We start from the raw sequence: 17,822 nt of genomic DNA, 5'->3' as shown, positions 1-17,822 counted from the left end.
TGTAATATTAATCGCAACAAAGAACCCATCAAAAATTTCTAGTAAAATGAGTTTAGGATAACAAACTACTAGGAGTGATTTTGATGGGTTCACACAAAAAGCTTACACGAGATAATCGAAAATGTATAGAGACGATGATTTATGATGCCAAGAGTATTCAAGAAATAGCGGACAGAATTGGTGTTAGCCGAACAACGATTGATCGTGAGTTGAAACGAGTACCCGAAGATTTGATCTATAATGCCGACAATGCGCAATTAGATGCGGAAATGAAGCGCAGTGCCTGTGGTGCGAAGTCCAAATGGACTTCTGAATTCGCTTATCAGATTGAATGTGATCTTGAAGACAGCTGGTCCCCTGAACAAATTGCGAATGATCGTCAAATAGTTTCATTCAAAACCATTTACAATTGGCTCTATGCCGGTATTCTTAATGTGTCTAAACAGTGTCTGAGACATAAAGGCAGAAGACAAGAAAAACAAGAAGAGGCACGAGGCAAAATGACTGTAGGGCATACCATTGATGAACGCCCAGCTTCTGTGTCAACTCGAGAAGAATTTGGACATTGGGAGTTGGACACAGTTGTTTCTAGCAGAGGGGAAAGCAAAGCCTGCGAAGCAACGTTTATTGAACGGAAAACACGCTTTTATTGGGCGATCTCAATGAGGGATCGTACCGCGAAGTCAATGGCACAAGCGATTAAAGCTTTTGTGCAAGACCTAGGGAGTCACAAGGCATTTTTAAGCTTTACGGTCGACCGTGGGAAAGAGTTTTCTTGCTGGAAAGAAATTGAGAAAGATTTAGACGTACCTATGTATTTTTGTGATCCATACTCCCCATGGCAACGCGGATCTAACGAAAATGGGAATGGTTTATTTAGAGAATTCTTCCCTAAGGGAACTGATTTTTCAAAGGTACCCCCTACGGAGAAACAGGAAGCATTACGCAAGATAAATATGCGTCCTAAAAAAACATTGAACTGGAAAAATTGTTGGGAAGTCTTTCAAGAAGAAATGTTGCAATTAATTTGACAATTCAGCCTTTCCTAAAACATATTGTGCTTCGATTGGATTGAACAATAACGTATGAATTTCTTTTTTACAAAGGAGCAATTTGCCGAGCATTTGTTTAAACACGATCTCAAATAGATTATTCACATCTTTACGGTAGTCGAACCCTAACCCTCGCTGATAATGATCGAGCAGCTCATAAATTTGATTTTCTGGAATATGTTTGAGGAATGAAGCTTCAGCCGCCAAATTATGCAGATAACGTTCATAAAAATCGAGCCCGACAAAATCAGCCGGAACAGCTTCGGCAAGTTGATAATCAAGGAAGGCTTGATCTACTTCTGCTGCTCCGTAATCAAGGTCGTATCCTGAAAAAAAGTTGCCGATTTCATCCAGACTCTCTTCCAATGATTCAATTCCAAAACTTTGATAATTATCTTGAATTGTTTGGTAAAGTTTTTGAAGCGCCGATAAGCGTTGGGTCAACTGTTCTTTTCCTTGTTCAAAGCGTTCTGGCAGACTCCCCTCTTTTCCGTTGGCTAATACAAATTCAACGGACTGCTGAATTCTTTCTGCCTGATCGATCGGCATGACGCTTGATCCGCTTAGTCGTTCTTGCAGCTTTTTTATAAAAAATGGATAAAAGGCCGGATCTAACAATTCATTTTTCACATGTCTTCCTCCAATTCTGGAAAATCTTCAAATGAGCCCTGCAACATTTCTACATCCCCTTGATACTTTTGATAGCGTCGTTCAATCTCCTCCATAATCTCTTGATCAGTTATTCCACCAGGATGATAGCTCCGCAGATAGTAAAAGACTGCTTGGAGTATCGAGTAGTGTGCTAAATAATCACTTTTGTAGAAGATTGGTTCAGAAACTAAGAAGCTCCCAATCGACTGAGAATTCGCCCAGCTAAAATCCATTAGGTGATGTTCTTTAAAGAGCTGTTTTCGTTCTTCCGAGATTTCTGAGAAATCCTCGATCGACAATTGAAAGGCTTTGTGATTGGCTTTAAGCTCCTGATTGATCACCGAGCGCGGGTTCTCCTTTTGTTGCGAAAGAAACTGGTTAAATAACGATAGGTCAAACTTAGACATTCCTTCATCCTCCCCCTTCAAAGCCTTAATATCATACTGTTGGTAAAATGACAATCTTGAAATCTAACTGGAAATGTGGTATTATAAAGAGAGTTAAGGAAGATGATTTAATCATTCCTTAACTTTTTCCATTAATAGTTGCAGGTGTTAACCTGATTACCTAATCAATAAAATAACTAAAGGAGCATTTTTGATGATTGTTGCTACCCTGCTCTATTTATTGATCGCCGCTTTCATCATCTGGGTGTGGAGCCCGCCGGCGATATTGCGTATGATTGTTATGATAGTGTTGATTTTGCTTTATTGGTTGACTTCTAAGCGCTTAAATTCCACAAAGAAAAAATAGGGCTCAGGTTTTGGTTGACTTTTGCCACTTTTTACAGTAAAAATAGATAGAAATTAAATAAGGGAATGAATGTCTCCCTAAGAAATTTTCTTAAACCGCGAATCAAGCTAATGACTTCTACAATTCATTTTGTAGGGATCATTGGCTTTTTTTTTGCTTATTAGCCGCAATGTCAGCTGATAAGCGTGGTAAATCTAGGAGGTCTTGGAATGGAAGAAACACGACAACAATCACAACAAAACGCGAGAAAGGAGTTAAAGGATTTACTACTGCTTTATTTTTTGATTGCACTTATTAGTGTTTTTACTGGCTTGATCTCCCATTATTTGCTGAAGGCATTGCATTTTGTGACAGATTATCGTCAAACGCATCACTATTTACTCTTTTTCCTGCCTGTTCTCGGTCTGCTGACGGCGTTTATTTATCAATCCTTTGGAAAAGGCGCACAAAAAGGAAATAATCTGATTATTGAAAGTACCGAGAAAGAGACTGATGTGCCGAGTCGAATGGCACTTTTTACGTTTGCTTTCACGATTCTTTCTCACCTATTCGGTGCCTCTGTTGGTCGTGAAGGAAGTGCTGTACAAATCGGGGGCGTTTTTGCCAATAAGGCTGCGGACGCTTTTCATTTGGAAAAAAATTGTCGAAAGCAATTGGTTCATGCAGGAATTAGTGCAGGTTTTTCATCGATTTTCGGGACCCCGTTAGCTGGGGGATTCTTTGGTATGGAAATGGCATATGTTGGAAATTTAGAACGTAAGGCACTGATCCCTTGTTTCTTTTCCTCTTATCTAGCAGACTATGTGTCAAAATCCTTAGGTACTGTTCATGAAGGGCATCCAATCGGCGTGATTCCTCATTTTAACTTGAAACTTTTAGCGATCATCCTTTTCGCGTCGGCTTTATTCGGCATTTTCGGCCATCTTTTTGCGCTGCTGACTCATTCATTGAAACGTTTCTACGCTAGCTTATTCAAAAACTACCTGTTGCGGGCATTTGTTGCATCAGGGATCGTGACAGCCGCTATTTTTTTCATGCACGGTCAAAAGTTTATGGGCTTAAGTTTGCCATTGATTGATGATGCTTTTGTCGGGAAAACGACTTTGCTTGATCCAATCATCAAGTTGCTCACAACTAGCTTGAGTTTAGGCGCCGGCTTGCAGGGGGGCGAAGTAACTCCGTTGTTTTCAATCGGGGCCTCATTGGGTGGAAGCCTGGGAAATTTGTTTGGCATCTCTCCTGCCTTCTTAGCCGCACTAGGAATGATCGCCGTTTTTGGCTGTGCGGCAAACGCCCCATTGACAACGATCATGTTGGGCATCGACCTTTTCGGTGCAAAGGCATTGCCCTATTTCATTATTGCCGCCTTCATCAGTTACTTTGTTTCCGGACATCAAGGTATTTATACCTCGCAAACAATCGTACGGGCGAAGAGTGTCTTCTTGAAGCACCATGAGGGGTATCGTATCGGAACAATCAAGGAGGCCGCTAAAAATGGCGAATAAGCAGGAAACCGTCGAACTGCATCATTTATTCTGGAAAAAGCATTCTCATCAATTACCGATCGAAACATTTGGACCTAAAAGATATCGAATTAAAGTCGATAAAGGAACCGTCAATGTGACTCACTCAGTTTATAGCCGTGATAGCGGCTGTTGGATTGATATCCCAAAACGTACTAGGGATTATCGCCATCACCATCAACTGACGGCCGGCGAAGAGCGATTGATTGAATTTGATATCCATCATGTCTTGAATAAGCTGGATCGTGTATTCATTACTAATGGGAAATTATTTGAAAAAGCAATCGTACACGTAATTGAAGAGGAATAATCGACTCCTTATTAGAAACAATGTGCCAGTTCTCGTAAACAACGAAATTCAGTAAAATAAAACGCTAGAAATTAAAAGATAAAAAGCTGTTCCAAGCTCGTAATTTGAGCTTGGAACAGCTTTTATCGACAGTCTAAGCATATCAGATTATTTCTGACTTGCTTTTTAAACGTGATTTTTTGAATCATGATCGGTTCTAACGGTGCGTCCTCATCGTCGGTCATTTGGTTGGCGATCGTACGAACAACAGGCATTCCTTCAATAACCTGGCCAAATACGGTATAGCGTCCATCCAGTTCAGGGATGCCGCCAACCGCTTCATAATGTGACCGAACCTTTTGCGGCAAATTCATGCGATACAATTGTTCGTTGTCTACATGATTCCGCTCTACAATATAAAACTGATTGCCATTGGTATTAGGGCCATGATTGCCGAGACATACCGCCCCATCAAAATGATACAATCCCTCATCGACTTCATCCTCGAAAAATCCGCCATAGATTGACTGATTTTCTTGTCCTGATCCGTCTAATGCACCGCCTTGGATTACAAAATCCTTGATCACTCGTGCAAAAGGCGTTCCATCGTAGAAACCTTGCTTAACAAGTCCACGCCAGTTTTTGACTGCTTTCGGCGTATCTTGCTGAAACAGTCTGATGGTAATCGTTCCCGCATCTGTCTCGACCTGGCAAAGCTCTTCATGTGGTCGAACGGGCGTCAACTGCAACAGGTATTGGTTAGGATACTTAATGCCATAATCCTGCTGAATAGTCTCCTGAATATACCAATCCAAATGGTCACCGATTTTCAGACGAGCCGCTTTGATTAAATAAGTATATTCCTTTTTCGGCGTTGCCACACGATAAGAAACCAAACCGCGAAGATTATTGCTGCTATTCTCCTTAACCTTGTATAGGCTCAGAAAATGCGCTTCTAAAAATAGCAATTCTTGCCCCTTTAATGGAGCGAAATACTTTCCTTCCTTACCTAAAACGAAAGTTTCGAGCGCTTCTTCGTCGCCTGCCGCTAGCTTCTTAGTAAACGTCTGCAGCCGCTCATTGATTTCCCCTTCATCCCAATGTCGAGGAATCAGATGCTTGGTGACTGTCTCCTTTTTCAACTTTTGTTTCATTACGATTGCTGCGGCACCTAGTACACCCGCAGCCAAAACAACCTTGCTCTTTTTCATACCCTACCTCCAACCACCATTTTCTTTCATTGTACCAAAAAAAATGGTGGTCGGTCATTCGCCTAAAAGCAGGAATTATTTTGTTTTTGAATTATTTTATTTGCGATATTTTTAATGTATTCGACGACACGAAAAAAGAGCAGCTTGAACTACTCTCGATTCTTGCTTCTTTTTATAAGGATTTTTTGAACTTTCTGATTTTCTTGGTTGCCCAATCATAATGACTTGATGTAGCTGATACAAAGTACCTGCCTAAAGGGCTGCCGCCCACCCAAGGAAAGACACCCTTTGAAAACAATTCATCATTTGAGAAATCTTCGGCCAGCGCCATCACCTGCTGATGGCTTTCTGCTAAAAGCTCCCGCGCCTCCTCATAACTAGTTGTTTGGTGCTTTTCTAAAAATTCAATATTCATCGCTCCATAAGTTTTCCAGTTGTAGCCTTCTTTTAAAAATTGCTGCGTCTCACCTGCCTGATTTGCCTTTACCCAATGCAACAGTAATTGATGCCATTCATACAAATGAATTAGAACATCTCGCAAATTTTTATCCCGTTTCCAATGAGCCTGCTTTTCCTTTTCAACATCAAAGGTGAACGTAGTATTTAAATGCTCCGTTGGAATCGTGCCCAGTAAATCGTCCATTTTTTTGTAACCATCATTTCCTACCTGGATCAAATCAATTTTTGTTGTTGGTCGTGCCATAATTATTTCCTCCTCATTATTCTTTCTTTATTATCAGTATGGACCAACACGTAACGTGGGAGTCAAGAGAGAAGTTGAACTTTTTTTTTCCATCAAGCGGCTACTTTAGTTCTTGTAAAAATTTATTGTCGCTTTAAGTGTTGGACTGAAATCATTCAAATCTTCCATTTCGATCACTTCATCGTGGAGTAGTTCTAAAATGCTTAGTATCATCGTTGATCGTCTCAATTCAATTGCCGCGCCCGATTTTCTTTTATCCTTATTTATTCTTTTTTCAAGTGTCCAAAATTTTTCAGATGACTGCTTCTCTTGTGTTAAAAGTTTAAGATACTCTTTAATCAATCCGTCCAGATAGTTTTCTTGCCATCCGCCAATTTTACTTCTAAATAGTTTCCAATCACTTTCAATAAACTCATTCGTCGCATTTTTTGATCTATTCAAATCCCTCACTTCTCCTTTTTCGATTAATGAATACTCATTCGATCCCTTATATTACTTAAATAGTAAGGCTTAATATGCATAATCGTCAAACCACACTATCCTTTTCATTTTAGTCTGGCTAACAAATAAAGAGGTTGTGACAGAAGCTACTTCTGACACACCGTTTGTTCGGAAAAAGGACCTGTGACAAGACTTTTGTCACAGGTCCTTCGAGTTTTATACAATACCTTTATCGATTTGTTTTAATTTACGATAATGAGCATTGGTTTGTTCTAATTCATTCGGACTGCCCTGCATCGTCAGGTGACCATCTTCAATAAAGATGACTTGATCCATGGCCTCGATCCCTTGCAAATGGTGGGTGATCCAAATCACTGTTTTATCTTGAAGTTCATGGAAAAAGGTATTGATTAGCGCTTGCTCCGTCACCGGATCAAGCCCGACAGTTGGTTCATCCAACAAAATGATCGGCGCTTCTTGCAATAAAATTCGAGCTAAGGCTAAGCGTTGACGCTCACCACCAGAAAAGCGTAATCCGGCTTCATCAACCATCGTCGCTAATCCTTCCGGCAAATGTTCTACCAGCTCTTTTAATTCAACACGACTCAATACTTCCCAGAGCTCTTCTTCAGTTGCCGCCTCATTTCCGATTCGCAAATTGTTAGCAATCGTTGTATGAAACAAATACGGTGTTTGATGGATAACTCCAAGATAACGGCTGATATCGTCGCCAAATTTAGAGGTGTTCTCCCCATTTAACGTTACTGCTCCTTCAGTCGCTCGCAGATCACCGCGAATCAAATTGGCCAACGTACTCTTGCCTGAACCGCTGCGGCCTAAGATCGCAATTTTATCCCCATGCTGGAGCGTCAAATCAATTCCTGCTAAAACAGCTTTTTTACTTCCAGGATAATGATAATGAACATCCTCAATCTTCAATGTCAGTGGACCAGAAACTTCCGGAACGGCTGCTTGATTCTCATGAATCTGAGGCAAATCGTTCAGGTTCTTAATCGAATCTTGATAGCTGTTAGTCTCTTGTGCTGCGGCCGGTAGTGGTGCAAAGGCATCAATCAATGGAAAGACCGATAAAACAAATGCAGCGATCCAATTGGCCGCTCCTCCGTGATTGCCCGGAAATTGACGGCTAGTCCACAGTAACAGCGCGATTGTAATCACACCAAACATCAATTGCAAAATGAAGTTGCGTTTTCGCTGGAAGCTTTGAAGCTTGCGATTGACCTCACGCAAAGCTTCTTCAGAGGCTTCGTGATGGTTCACATAATCCTGCCCCCGTTGACTAAATATCCAATCCGACACACCTAAAACATTATCCGTTAAGTCGCTATATAGCTGATTCTTCATTTGTTTCTGCTGCTCTTGCCGTGCACCGTTAATAATTACTGACCACAACGGCAGTAAAAACACCACGATGCCTAATAGCAGCAGCATTGCTAACGCGAAGAAAGGTGAAAAGTAGCCTATTCCGATAATAATAAAAACGTACAGAAGCCAAGCGATGATCGTTGGAAAAATCGTCCGCAGATACAAGTTTTGAATATGATTGATATCCTCAGAAAGCAAGCCGAGAATATCTCCTGTGCGATGATTCTGTTTGAAGAATATTGCATCCTGTTCCAATGAATCATACAGCTTCACTCGTAAATTTGACGTCATCTTTAAGACCCAATTATGGCTGACAAGCCGCTCCACATAACGAAAGACTGGACGTCCAATTCCGAAGGCTCTAGTCAAAACGATCGGAATATAAATCAGCAGAATGTTCTCCGGCAATGAAGCGGCCCGGCTGATTAAGAAGCCTGAATTAAACATCAAAGCGCCGGCGCAGAAGAAAGTGATGAAACCTAACGTTAAAGCCAGAATCAAAGATTTCTTATACTGCTTGAAAAACGGTTTGACCCATTCATCCGTTTTTAGTACATCGAATAATCCGATGTGCTTCATGCTCCATCACCTCGCAATGCTTGACTTAATTTTGTAAAGGCGCCATTTTTTTGCTTCAGTTCTTCCAGTGTTCCCTGTTCGACAAGCCTGCCGTGATCCATCACCAGCAAGTAATCCATTTCCGCCAACCAATGCAGTCGATGTGTTGCGAAAAACACTAAATGGTTATTCATTAACGGAAGCATCCGCTCTTTTAACTCTACTTCCGTCTCGATATCTAAATGGGCAGTCGGCTCATCGAACAATAAGACCTTTCGTTCTTGATCCAAGAATGCTCGAGCTAATGCAATTCGCTGTGCTTGTCCGCCGCTTAATGTGCGAGCACCTTCCCCTAATTTAGTATCCAAACCCTCAGGTAATTCATTCAGCAATTCGGTTAAACCAGTGACATCAATGGCTTTTAAGATGTCTTCATCACTAGCCTCAGGATGATAAAAAGCAATATTTTCGCGAACTGAGCGTTGGAAAATGTAAGGGGTTTGCGGAATGTAGATCAACTGTTCCTGCCATTGAGGCTGGTCAAAAGCAGTGATCTTCTGTTCATTAAAGCGGATCTGACTATCATCAGGCCGTAAAAAGCCGCTCAGCAGATTGATCAATGTGGATTTTCCTGAACCACTCATGCCGATGATCCCAATTTTTTTATATCCATGCACCGAAAAATCAACTTCTGAGCCCAGTTTATCCGCATAACTGTAACTCATAGCCACATCAAGGCGGCTATCTGCGGACCAAGTTGGTAAACCAATAGTCACATCTTGACTCTCCGGCAAATCCAAAATTTGATTAACATCATCCATCGCGTTTTTACCATCCAATGTCGCATGGTAATCACTTGAAAAATCACGGATCGGCAAAAAATATTCTGGTGCCAAGATCAAGACAGTCAACGCTGGAAACAGGAAAATCGCCTCGTTAATCAAGCGCAATCCTAGTAAGACTGCCACCACCGCAACGGAGAGTGTCGTAAAGAAATCCAATGCGAAGGTTGAAAGAATCGCGATTTTTAAGGTACTCATCGTCGCCTTTCGGAACCGTTCACTCGTTATATAGATACTTTTACTGTATTGCTTGCTGATACCGAAAAATTTCAGCGTATCAATCCCCCGCAGAGAATCAATGAAATGATTTGATAACACTTGGAATACTTTGTATTGCTTATCCGCTTTGCTTTGAGCCGCATACCCCAAAATAATCATAAAAATAATGATCAACGGAAAGACGATTAATAGGACCACCCCGGATTCCCAGTCCAATAGAAAGATCGCGACTAATAGAATCCATGGAATGATCATCATGTTCAGCATTTTCGGTAAAATCAAGTGCAAGTACTCCTCCACTTGATCGATACCATCCAACGCAGTCGTGACCACGCTGCCGGTTCCTTGTTTTTGTACCACCTGCGGTCCTAAGCGGAAAATCTTCCGCAGCAATTGACCGCGCAAATCCTTAGCCTGCTGATAAGCATATTCTTCCAACACATGCTCCCGCAAATAAGTCATTAAATGACGCAATCCAAAAGAACCAAAGAAAAGCACCATCCATTTGAATTGATTATCTAGCCCTTCACCGTTCCATAAATGGGTGATCGTCATAGAGAGCCCGTACGCTTGCCCAATTATAAAGATTGCTTGCAGGATAGCAGATCCTGCAAGCAACATCAGAATTTTTTTGATACCGGGAAGTTGGATTAACTTCTTGTCGATCATTGTTGAACCTCCACCGCATGAGGATGTTTGATCCGTTTGCGGAAGATATAGTACGTCCAAGCTGTATACGCCAATACAAAAGGCAAGATCGTCAATGAAATGTAAGACATAACCTTCAACGTGTACGGACTTGATGAAGCATTTTCGATCAATAAATCATTGCCTGGAATAGAGCTAATTAATACTCGTGGGAACAATCCGCTGAACAATAACACGACTAAAGCGATCAATGTAAATCCGCTCATCATAAACGCCAGCATTTCTTTATTTCTAAAGACCGCGACATTTGCGATTACTGTTAGTAAGACGATCACCGCCAATAGAATCAATGTTACCGCGAAGTTATTTTGGAAGAAGTCTGTTTTGAAGTACATCAATACAGTAAATACAACTAACCCAAAATACAACACACCGTATAAAACTTGCGCGTAATTTTTTGCCCGATAACGAACCGGACCTTCCGTGCGCAATGCGATATAGTTCAACCCATGCAGGTAACACAATAAAGTCAACGCTACTCCACCAACGATGGAATACAAATTGATATAATCAGTAAAAGTCGCCATCATATTATGATCCGCATCCAACGGCATCCCCTGAATCATACTGATAAACAAAATTCCAAAGAAGAAAGGTACGATAAAACTGCCGATACTTAATGTCCAGTTCCACATTTGTTTACGTTCCTTCGGCATACTGGCGCGAAACTCAAAGGATACGCCGCGAATGATCAGACCAAATAAAATGATAAACAGAATCAAATAGTAGCCGCTGAACAATGACGCATACCAATATGGAAATGATGCAAACATCGCACCGCCAGCCGTCAATAGCCAAACTTCATTGCCATCCCAAACCGGTCCAATCGTTTGCACAATCTGATCTTTTTCATGTTCGTCATGCGCCAATGTTTGCACAGACATCCCAACACCAAAGTCAAAACCTTCTAAAAAGAAGAAGCCGGAAAACAGGACGCCGATCAATAAGAACCATAATAATTGTAAACTACTCATGAGTGAACGCCCCCTTGTCGAAAGGATCAATCGAATCGCGATCCTCGCTGATTGGTTCCAATTCTGGTCCCTTATTTAATTCCCGTCTCACCAGATAGATCATCGTTACTGCTAAGCCTGAGAATAACAGGAAGTAAATGATATTTGAGATCAATAAAGAAGTAACAGAAACATTTGGCGAAACACTGTCTTCGATCGTAAACAAACCGTAAACGGTCCAAGGATAGCGACCTAATTCAGTGACTAGCCACCCCGCTGTATTTGCTAAGAACGGCGCAAAGGTACAAAGCCCCATCACCCATAACATCCAGCGTTTTTCATAAAGTATCGGTTTCTTCTTCCGAGTGAAGAACAAGCCGAGTATCGAAACTAGCAGCATCAGCATCCCAAAACCAGCCATGATCCGGAAATTCCAGAACAAGACATTGACTGGCGGATAATAATTCCGATCGCCGTATTTTTTGACTAATTCTTTGTTGACAGTATCCATTCCTTTGATAGAACCAGAAGGTTTATTATAGGAAAGAATACTTAACATGTATGGAATTTGAACACCGAAGACTTGCTTGTGCTCACGCTCATTGTCCCATGCGATCAAGGTCCAAGCAGCCGGGTCTCCCGTATCCTCATAGGTTCCTTCCATCGCCGCAAACTTCATTGGCTGACCTTCAATCAAGGCCTTCATTTGCGCGTCACCTGCGCCTAAAACCATGATCGAACCAAATAAAGTGACGACTAGTCCGATACGCATGGATTTCATAAAGAACTCGCGCATCTTTTTATCTTTACGTTTTAACAATTGGAATGCAGCAAGTCCAGCCGCAATCATTCCGCCCATTGTTATCGCCGCCGCGATTACGTGACCGAATTCATACCAAACTTTTGGATTGGCGATTACTGCACCAAAATCAGTCATTTCTGCTCGACCGTTACGAAGGGCATAACCAACTGGATGCTGCATGAAACTATTTGCCGCTAAAATCCAGAAAGCTGATAACATCGAAGCAATGGTTACTAACCAAATAAAAATGACGTGTGTCCGTGGTTTCACGCGATCCCATGTAAACATCCAGAGTCCTAAGAAAGTCGACTCCATAAAGAAGGCCAATAAAGCCTCAATTGCTAATGGCGCGCCAAAAATATCTCCGACGAACCGTGAATAATCTGACCAGTTCATCCCAAATTGAAATTCTTGGATGATCCCAGTCACGACGCCCACCGCAAAACTCAAAAGGAAAATATTCCCCCAGAATTTCGCCAATTGACGGTATTTTTCATTTTTCGTTTTAACAAATAAAGTTTCCATAATGGCAACAACCAAAACCATCCCAATCGAGAATGGTACGAAGAAAAAGTGAAAAACCGTTGTCATGGCAAATTGAAAACGGGCCAACGTCACTATATCCATTTTAATTCCTCCCTACAATTGTGAATAACAAAACTAAAATAAAACCCTTTCTATAATAACTATAATCCTTAACCTATAAATTGCCAAATGTTCAGCCTAGCGCTTTTGATTTACGATATTTGAGAAAAAAAGAAAATAACTATAATAGAAGAAAAAAATGATAGATTTTGCCGAAAATTATTCCACATCTCTTCGTTTAAGCGGTTCGTTCTCACATTAAACACCCTTTACTGCTAGAGTTTTAATGAGAAACTCAAGTAGATAACATCCTTCTATTAAAAAAACCTTCACCTAGATCGGCAAAGGATTCATTTTATTATTTTTTACTCCGCACCATAATAGACTTCCAAATGTCGCGGCAATATGTTGAAGGTCAGCGGCAGTTCTGGGCCTTCATCGCCATCCACACTCGGATGCAACTCCGCTTTCTCTCTTACTGTCAATCGTCCTTCTTCAAAAGGCCTATAACCGATCGTTTCAGTTGATTGATCAATGCCTTTAATAATATCAGGTACACTTTTCAGCCGATCCGCAATATTTTGATCCTTCAAATAAAGCAAGTACAATTTGCCGTCGTTATTCTTGGCCTCAGGGACGATATGAGTAAAACCGCCGATCGTTCGCGTCAATACGATGACAACCGCGCTGCTTTCAATCTCTGTCTGCTCTCCGTCGATTTCCAAAGTAAAGTGATAGTTCTCCTCATTGAATACTTCCTTAATACCATTCAAGAAATACGCCAACTTGCCGAACCTCGTCTTCTCTTCAACCCCTACATCGCTGATCGCTTCGGGAATACTGCCGACTGACACGACATTCATAAAATAATCGTCATTGATTTTGCCAATATCCAAACTCGTCCTGCGTTCACTATCGAATGATGCAATTGCTTCCTCTGGATTCATTGAGATCTTCAATGATCGCCCCAGATCATTCACTGTCCCTAGCGGAAAAAAGCCAAACTTTGGTCGATATTCTTGTTCCGCCAAACCATTGATCGCTTCATTCACTGTTCCATCGCCACCCATCGCAAAGACGCTGTCCACTTTTTCTTCCGCGGCTTCTTTTGCAAAGGTTGTCGCATCTCCGCCCTTTTTAGTTTCTCGTACTTCTACTTCATCAAAAAAACTTTGCAATTTTTCTCGTGCCTGCTGTTCATAGTCCTTTGCTTTTGCATTCCCAGAGCTGGGATTGACAATCAATACTGCTTTTTTCATTGTTTCTACTCTCCCCTTTTCGCCTATCTGGAAAACTACTGACTGCGTATTTTTATTTCTTTTCAGTATAACAGGCAGCAAGCGTCTCACCTCGCAAGACGACTTATCACACAGCAGAAATTCAGGCACAAAAAATAGCCCGAAACCGAAAGAATCTTTTTTCTACGAGACTCTCACTGATCAGGTTTTATTCTATTGAAGTTCTATTACGGACCTCGTCTTAACCAACGTTGGATTTATCATTAAGACAAAATCATCTTTTAGGTAGTCAATCAGGCTCTCCATTTTCATAATAAGGCTGAACTGCGCAGTTTCATCCTTATCGATCTCTGTTTGGCCGAGCAGCAGTGAGCTCCTACCACAACTCGTTCAATACTTCAGATAGTTGGAAAATAATGGTCGAATTATTTTATGCAGATACGTTGTCCCTATTCAGGGCAGACGCCACCTGTTGTATTCTTTTATTGAAAATCGACAGCTCAATTCTTACAGCAAAAAATCGTCTAAGCTTTTCGCCGTCAATCTTTTGAATAAATTGATTGTCGTTAATTTTTTTGCTTTTTCTGGTATCTTGATCCTACACACATCAATGTAGGCACTTCCTTTGCTATTTTTAAAGGCTGCAGCTAAATTGGCTATTTTATTCGTCAAGAACCTACTAAGCCTTGCAGCGGTTCTTTGATAAATTGCGTATATAATTGCTCAAGCTTTTCAGCGATATATGTTTTGATCGAACGCAAACGCAGCTTCAATAACCGCCACTCTTTTGCCTCAAAATAGTCTTTAAAATGCTGAATTGTAATATTAATCGCAACAAAGAACCCATCAAAAATTTCTAGTAAAATGAGTTTAGGATAACAAACTACTAGGAGTGATTTTGATGGGTTCACACAAAAAGCTTACACGAGATAATCGAAAATGTATAGAGACGATGATTTATGATGCCAAGAGTATTCAAGAAATAGCGGACAGAATTGGTGTTAGCCGAACAACGATTGATCGTGAGTTGAAACGAGTACCCGAAGATTTGATCTATAATGCCGACAATGCGCAATTAGATGCGGAAATGAAGCGCAGTGCCTGTGGTGCGAAGTCCAAATGGACTTCTGAATTCGCTTATCAGATTGAATGTGATCTTGAAGACAGCTGGTCCCCTGAACAAATTGCGAATGATCGTCAAATAGTTTCATTCAAAACCATTTACAATTGGCTCTATGCCGGTATTCTTAATGTGTCTAAACAGTGTCTGAGACATAAAGGCAGAAGACAAGAAAAACAAGAAGAGGCACGAGGCAAAATGACTGTAGGGCATACCATTGATGAACGCCCAGCTTCTGTGTCAACTCGAGAAGAATTTGGACATTGGGAGTTGGACACAGTTGTTTCTAGCAGAGGGGAAAGCAAAGCCTGCGAAGCAACGTTTATTGAACGGAAAACACGCTTTTATTGGGCGATCTCAATGAGGGATCGTACCGCGAAGTCAATGGCACAAGCGATTAAAGCTTTTGTGCAAGACCTAGGGAGTCACAAGGCATTTTTAAGCTTTACGGTCGACCGTGGGAAAGAGTTTTCTTGCTGGAAAGAAATTGAGAAAGATTTAGACGTACCTATGTATTTTTGTGATCCATACTCCCCATGGCAACGCGGATCTAACGAAAATGGGAATGGTTTATTTAGAGAATTCTTCCCTAAGGGAACTGATTTTTCAAAGGTACCCCCTACGGAGAAACAGGAAGCATTACGCAAGATAAATATGCGTCCTAAAAAAACATTGAACTGGAAAAATTGTTGGGAAGTCTTTCAAGAAGAAATGTTGCAATTAATTTGACAATTCAGCAAATAAACAAAGTAACGACGCAAAGCCCGCGTCGATTTTGTTTTCAAAAATAAATGACGGACTAACTCCTTTAAGAAATAGGAAAAATCTGCTTCACACAACTCATCTCTCACCTGAAGCGCTACCAATAGTTTAACGATTTTATTCCCATCACGGGTCTCTTCATAATAAGCCATCAGACGTTTTTCAAGTGTTTTTCTTTTTAGAGAAAATACTTGGTTGGCTGTTAAATTTAATTCGGCCATGCTGGCTGTCGCCTCCTTTTTTGTATTTGCTTGTGACCACACTTAAACGATACTCTAGGTAAAGATTCAAAGTCAATCAGTCTTTGAGTATCGGAAAAAAATGTCCTAAATCTGTGACATTTTTCGCCTTTTTCTAGAAATGTGCAAAAAAACATTGACAAAAAAAGAGGTTGTGACAGAAGTGGTCAGCCTCAAGAAATTTCGGCTTATTTCCGAATGCTAGCTCTGCTTAGTGAAACTTAGCAGTAACAGTATGCGTAGCTTGCGAAGAAGAAGCTACTTCTGACACACCGTTTGTTCGGAAAAAGGACCTGTGACAAGTCTTTTGTCACAGGTCCTTTAAGATTTAACACCCGTTAGTCATTTAAATTGTAACGTAATTTCATGTGTTCTGAACCAGAAATGACCATATCGCCGAATAGCTTCGTTTGACGTTTAAATGATTCTTCCGCTAGTTTTTCATTCGCAGCTTCCAAGAATTTTTGGACATCGGATTGATCAGTAACAGCTTTATCGGTTTCATTTTGGATACCGTGATAAGCGGACATTGCTTCCAACTCAAAGGTATTACGGAAATCAACATAGAAGTTGTAGTCTGTATCACCAAGTAACGCAGTCGCACAGCTTAACCAGTACATGTTGTTCATGTCAAAGGTGCCAGTTGCATCTTTATAGCAAGTAGGCGTGTCGTTGACGTTTGAGTAGAATGGTACAACCGTATTAAATGTATTTGCACCATACGCTAACCAATGAACGCCAGCGATTTCAGCGGGTACATTGTTGCGAATTTGCAAAATGTGTACATTATGATTTCGGTTGATCCCGATTGGACGAATCAATGTTTTTTCTGCTTCAGTACCGTCACCGTAAGGATCGTATTTCGTATTCTCAAAGTGAGAACTTAACACAAATTTCACGTCTTCAATCGAAATTTTACGGTTGGCGCGACAAATGAACGGTAAATCTTGATCCATTGGATCTTGTTCCACTTCTGGTGTGAAGTATTTTTGACCATACCAAGCCCGCGGATTGTTATACACCGTATCTTTAATAGAAGAACTTCCAAAAATGTGACGTAAATTGTAGCCGTCAAAATCAGGATTTAAATGATTGTCTTCAATCAAAGCTTTTAGATCGTCAGAGCAAAGCGTATCTGCTGAATCAAAATCAAAGTCATCGATGTTCATCCGGTTTGGCGCAACGACATAGGCATCATCCGGGATACGAACGGCTGCCCAGTGATGGCCCCCGATTGTTTCCAACCACCAAACCTCGTCTTGGTCAGAAAAGGCGATGCCATTCGGTTCATACGTTCCATATTCTTTCAATAGCGAACCTAGACGTTCGACCCCTTCTTTCGCGCTGTGGATGTAAGGCAATACTAGCGTAACGATATCTTCTTCCCCGATGCCGCCTTCAACATAAGGATCAAGTCCTTGGATTCGCGGATTCGTAGTGATTGTTTCAGTTGCGGACATCGCAACATTCTCACTGTTGATCCCGGCAGCCGGCCAAATACCGTTCGTTAAAATTGAGTTTGGCATAGATGTGTAACGCAGTGGATTGTCAGGCAAATCAACTTTCACGCCACTGATTACTGCTTGATAATGTCTTGGCTGTTCTTCTGGTTGAACTACCACAAAACGTTGCGGGTCTAGAGCTTCATGCCCGTCATCGTTCCTTGAAATAATAGTTGAGCCATCAATTGATGCTTTCTTTCCGACTAGTACAGTGGTACATGAACCTTTTACTCTTTTTGTCATACTTGAAACACTCTCCCTTTTCATGGTACCTCAAGTATAACG

General features: G+C 41.1%; 18 protein-coding genes and 1 riboswitch. Of the genes, 5 read left to right on the top strand and 13 right to left on the bottom strand.

Features of this window, described 5'->3' with window-relative positions:
- The first annotated feature begins 83 nt into the window (after window positions 1-83).
- On the top strand, window positions 84-1,031 hold the full coding sequence (locus IGI38_RS18295) for an IS30 family transposase (protein ID WP_438725454.1): 948 nt from the start codon (window positions 84-86) through the stop codon (window positions 1,029-1,031).
- Here IGI38_RS18295 and IGI38_RS18290 read toward each other — a convergent pair.
- Together IGI38_RS18290 and IGI38_RS18285 are read right to left on the bottom strand one after the other, a co-directional pair.
- Window positions 1,023-1,682: a DUF6179 domain-containing protein gene (locus tag IGI38_RS18290; protein WP_438733204.1), complete on the bottom strand. Its 660-nt coding sequence runs from the start codon at window positions 1,680-1,682 to the stop codon at window positions 1,023-1,025. The two genes, IGI38_RS18295 and IGI38_RS18290, sit on opposite strands and share 9 nt — an antisense overlap.
- Window positions 1,679-2,110, bottom strand: a complete 432-nt coding sequence (locus tag IGI38_RS18285) for a DUF6323 family protein (RefSeq protein WP_438733202.1) — start codon at window positions 2,108-2,110, stop codon at window positions 1,679-1,681. Before IGI38_RS18285 ends, IGI38_RS18290 begins: the two co-directional genes overlap by 4 nt.
- A 193-nt stretch (window positions 2,111-2,303) precedes the next feature.
- Here IGI38_RS18285 and IGI38_RS18280 point away from each other — a divergent pair, with 193 nt between their 5' ends.
- The 3 genes from IGI38_RS18280 to IGI38_RS18270 all read left to right on the top strand — a co-directional run bounded on the left by IGI38_RS18280 (window position 2,304) and on the right by IGI38_RS18270 (window position 4,289).
- On the top strand, window positions 2,304-2,456 hold the full coding sequence (locus IGI38_RS18280; protein ID WP_438733200.1) for a hypothetical protein: 153 nt from the start codon (window positions 2,304-2,306) through the stop codon (window positions 2,454-2,456).
- A gap of 52 nt (window positions 2,457-2,508) precedes the next feature.
- Window positions 2,509-2,583: riboswitch (Fluoride riboswitch) on the top strand.
- Window positions 2,584-2,665: 82 nt separating this feature from the next.
- Window positions 2,666-3,961 (top strand): chloride channel protein, encoded by a 1,296-nt coding sequence (locus IGI38_RS18275; RefSeq protein ID WP_438733198.1) that lies wholly within the window; start codon window positions 2,666-2,668, stop codon window positions 3,959-3,961.
- Complete coding sequence (locus IGI38_RS18270; RefSeq protein WP_438733196.1) at window positions 3,951-4,289, top strand: hypothetical protein; 339 nt, start codon at window positions 3,951-3,953, stop codon at window positions 4,287-4,289. The genes IGI38_RS18275 and IGI38_RS18270 overlap by 11 nt, the downstream gene beginning before the upstream one ends.
- Window positions 4,290-4,411: 122 nt before the next feature.
- Here IGI38_RS18270 and IGI38_RS18265 read toward each other — a convergent pair whose 3' ends face one another.
- The 9 genes from IGI38_RS18265 to IGI38_RS18225 all read right to left on the bottom strand — a co-directional run bounded on the left by IGI38_RS18265 (window position 4,412) and on the right by IGI38_RS18225 (window position 14,825).
- On the bottom strand, window positions 4,412-5,479 hold the full coding sequence (locus tag IGI38_RS18265) for a peptidylprolyl isomerase (RefSeq protein ID WP_438733195.1): 1,068 nt from the start codon (window positions 5,477-5,479) through the stop codon (window positions 4,412-4,414).
- Between the two features lie 172 nt (window positions 5,480-5,651).
- On the bottom strand, window positions 5,652-6,182 hold the full coding sequence (locus IGI38_RS18260) for a ClbS/DfsB family four-helix bundle protein (protein ID WP_438733193.1): 531 nt from the start codon (window positions 6,180-6,182) through the stop codon (window positions 5,652-5,654).
- Window positions 6,183-6,287: 105 nt separating this feature from the next.
- The gene (locus IGI38_RS18255; RefSeq protein WP_438733191.1) at window positions 6,288-6,623 is read right to left on the bottom strand and encodes a multidrug transporter; all 336 of its coding nucleotides are present in this window, start codon (window positions 6,621-6,623) and stop codon (window positions 6,288-6,290) included.
- Window positions 6,624-6,839: 216 nt separating this feature from the next.
- On the bottom strand, window positions 6,840-8,588 hold the full coding sequence (gene cydC / locus IGI38_RS18250; RefSeq protein ID WP_438733189.1) for a thiol reductant ABC exporter subunit CydC: 1,749 nt from the start codon (window positions 8,586-8,588) through the stop codon (window positions 6,840-6,842).
- The gene (gene cydD, locus IGI38_RS18245; RefSeq protein ID WP_438733188.1) at window positions 8,585-10,297 is read right to left on the bottom strand and encodes a thiol reductant ABC exporter subunit CydD; all 1,713 of its coding nucleotides are present in this window, start codon (window positions 10,295-10,297) and stop codon (window positions 8,585-8,587) included. Before cydD ends, cydC begins: the two co-directional genes overlap by 4 nt.
- The gene (gene cydB, locus IGI38_RS18240; RefSeq protein WP_438733186.1) at window positions 10,294-11,310 is read right to left on the bottom strand and encodes a cytochrome d ubiquinol oxidase subunit II; all 1,017 of its coding nucleotides are present in this window, start codon (window positions 11,308-11,310) and stop codon (window positions 10,294-10,296) included. Before cydB ends, cydD begins: the two co-directional genes overlap by 4 nt.
- Window positions 11,303-12,718 (bottom strand): cytochrome ubiquinol oxidase subunit I, encoded by a 1,416-nt coding sequence (locus IGI38_RS18235; protein ID WP_438733184.1) that lies wholly within the window; start codon window positions 12,716-12,718, stop codon window positions 11,303-11,305. Before IGI38_RS18235 ends, cydB begins: the two co-directional genes overlap by 8 nt.
- A 323-nt stretch (window positions 12,719-13,041) precedes the next feature.
- Window positions 13,042-13,935 (bottom strand): diacylglycerol/lipid kinase family protein, encoded by an 894-nt coding sequence (locus IGI38_RS18230; RefSeq protein WP_438733183.1) that lies wholly within the window; start codon window positions 13,933-13,935, stop codon window positions 13,042-13,044.
- A gap of 647 nt (window positions 13,936-14,582) precedes the next feature.
- Window positions 14,583-14,825 (bottom strand): hypothetical protein, encoded by a 243-nt coding sequence (locus IGI38_RS18225; RefSeq protein ID WP_438733407.1) that lies wholly within the window; start codon window positions 14,823-14,825, stop codon window positions 14,583-14,585.
- A gap of 41 nt (window positions 14,826-14,866) precedes the next feature.
- On the opposite strand from IGI38_RS18225, the gene IGI38_RS18220 reads away from it, so the two are divergent.
- Window positions 14,867-15,763: an IS30 family transposase gene (locus IGI38_RS18220; RefSeq protein WP_438728590.1), complete on the top strand. Its 897-nt coding sequence runs from the start codon at window positions 14,867-14,869 to the stop codon at window positions 15,761-15,763.
- Here IGI38_RS18220 and IGI38_RS18215 read toward each other — a convergent pair.
- Entirely contained in the window at window positions 15,736-16,017 is a 282-nt protein-coding gene (locus IGI38_RS18215; protein WP_438733181.1) for a hypothetical protein, read from the bottom strand. The two genes, IGI38_RS18220 and IGI38_RS18215, sit on opposite strands and share 28 nt — an antisense overlap.
- A gap of 356 nt (window positions 16,018-16,373) precedes the next feature.
- On the bottom strand, window positions 16,374-17,780 hold the full coding sequence (locus IGI38_RS18210) for a C69 family dipeptidase (RefSeq protein ID WP_438733179.1): 1,407 nt from the start codon (window positions 17,778-17,780) through the stop codon (window positions 16,374-16,376).
- Between the last annotated feature and the right edge of the window lie 42 nt (window positions 17,781-17,822).

Origin of the sequence: Enterococcus sp. AZ128 (assembly GCF_051714485.1) — a bacterium.
Lineage (GTDB): Bacteria > Bacillota > Bacilli > Lactobacillales > Enterococcaceae > Enterococcus_A.
The sequence above is the reverse complement of the archived record's forward strand: the minus strand, read 5'-3'. Positions and strand labels throughout refer to the sequence as shown.

Coding starts and splice junctions, on each gene's coding strand:
- IGI38_RS18270 (WP_438733196.1), top strand. CDS start 3,951: ATGGCGAATAAGCAGGAAACCGTCGAACTGCATCATTTATTCTGGAAA.
- IGI38_RS18280 (WP_438733200.1), top strand. CDS start 2,304: ATGATTGTTGCTACCCTGCTCTATTTATTGATCGCCGCTTTCATCATC.
- IGI38_RS18275 (WP_438733198.1), top strand. CDS start 2,666: ATGGAAGAAACACGACAACAATCACAACAAAACGCGAGAAAGGAGTTA.
- IGI38_RS18220 (WP_438728590.1), top strand. CDS start 14,867: ATGATTTATGATGCCAAGAGTATTCAAGAAATAGCGGACAGAATTGGT.
- IGI38_RS18285 (WP_438733202.1), bottom strand. CDS start 2,110: ATGTCTAAGTTTGACCTATCGTTATTTAACCAGTTTCTTTCGCAACAA.
- IGI38_RS18260 (WP_438733193.1), bottom strand. CDS start 6,182: ATGGCACGACCAACAACAAAAATTGATTTGATCCAGGTAGGAAATGAT.
- IGI38_RS18210 (WP_438733179.1), bottom strand. CDS start 17,780: ATGACAAAAAGAGTAAAAGGTTCATGTACCACTGTACTAGTCGGAAAG.
- IGI38_RS18230 (WP_438733183.1), bottom strand. CDS start 13,935: ATGAAAAAAGCAGTATTGATTGTCAATCCCAGCTCTGGGAATGCAAAA.
- IGI38_RS18215 (WP_438733181.1), bottom strand. CDS start 16,017: ATGGCCGAATTAAATTTAACAGCCAACCAAGTATTTTCTCTAAAAAGA.
- cydB (WP_438733186.1), bottom strand. CDS start 11,310: ATGAGTAGTTTACAATTATTATGGTTCTTATTGATCGGCGTCCTGTTT.
- cydC (WP_438733189.1), bottom strand. CDS start 8,588: ATGAAGCACATCGGATTATTCGATGTACTAAAAACGGATGAATGGGTC.
- IGI38_RS18235 (WP_438733184.1), bottom strand. CDS start 12,718: ATGGATATAGTGACGTTGGCCCGTTTTCAATTTGCCATGACAACGGTT.
- IGI38_RS18265 (WP_438733195.1), bottom strand. CDS start 5,479: ATGAAAAAGAGCAAGGTTGTTTTGGCTGCGGGTGTACTAGGTGCCGCA.
- cydD (WP_438733188.1), bottom strand. CDS start 10,297: ATGATCGACAAGAAGTTAATCCAACTTCCCGGTATCAAAAAAATTCTG.
- IGI38_RS18295 (WP_438725454.1), top strand. CDS start 84: ATGGGTTCACACAAAAAGCTTACACGAGATAATCGAAAATGTATAGAG.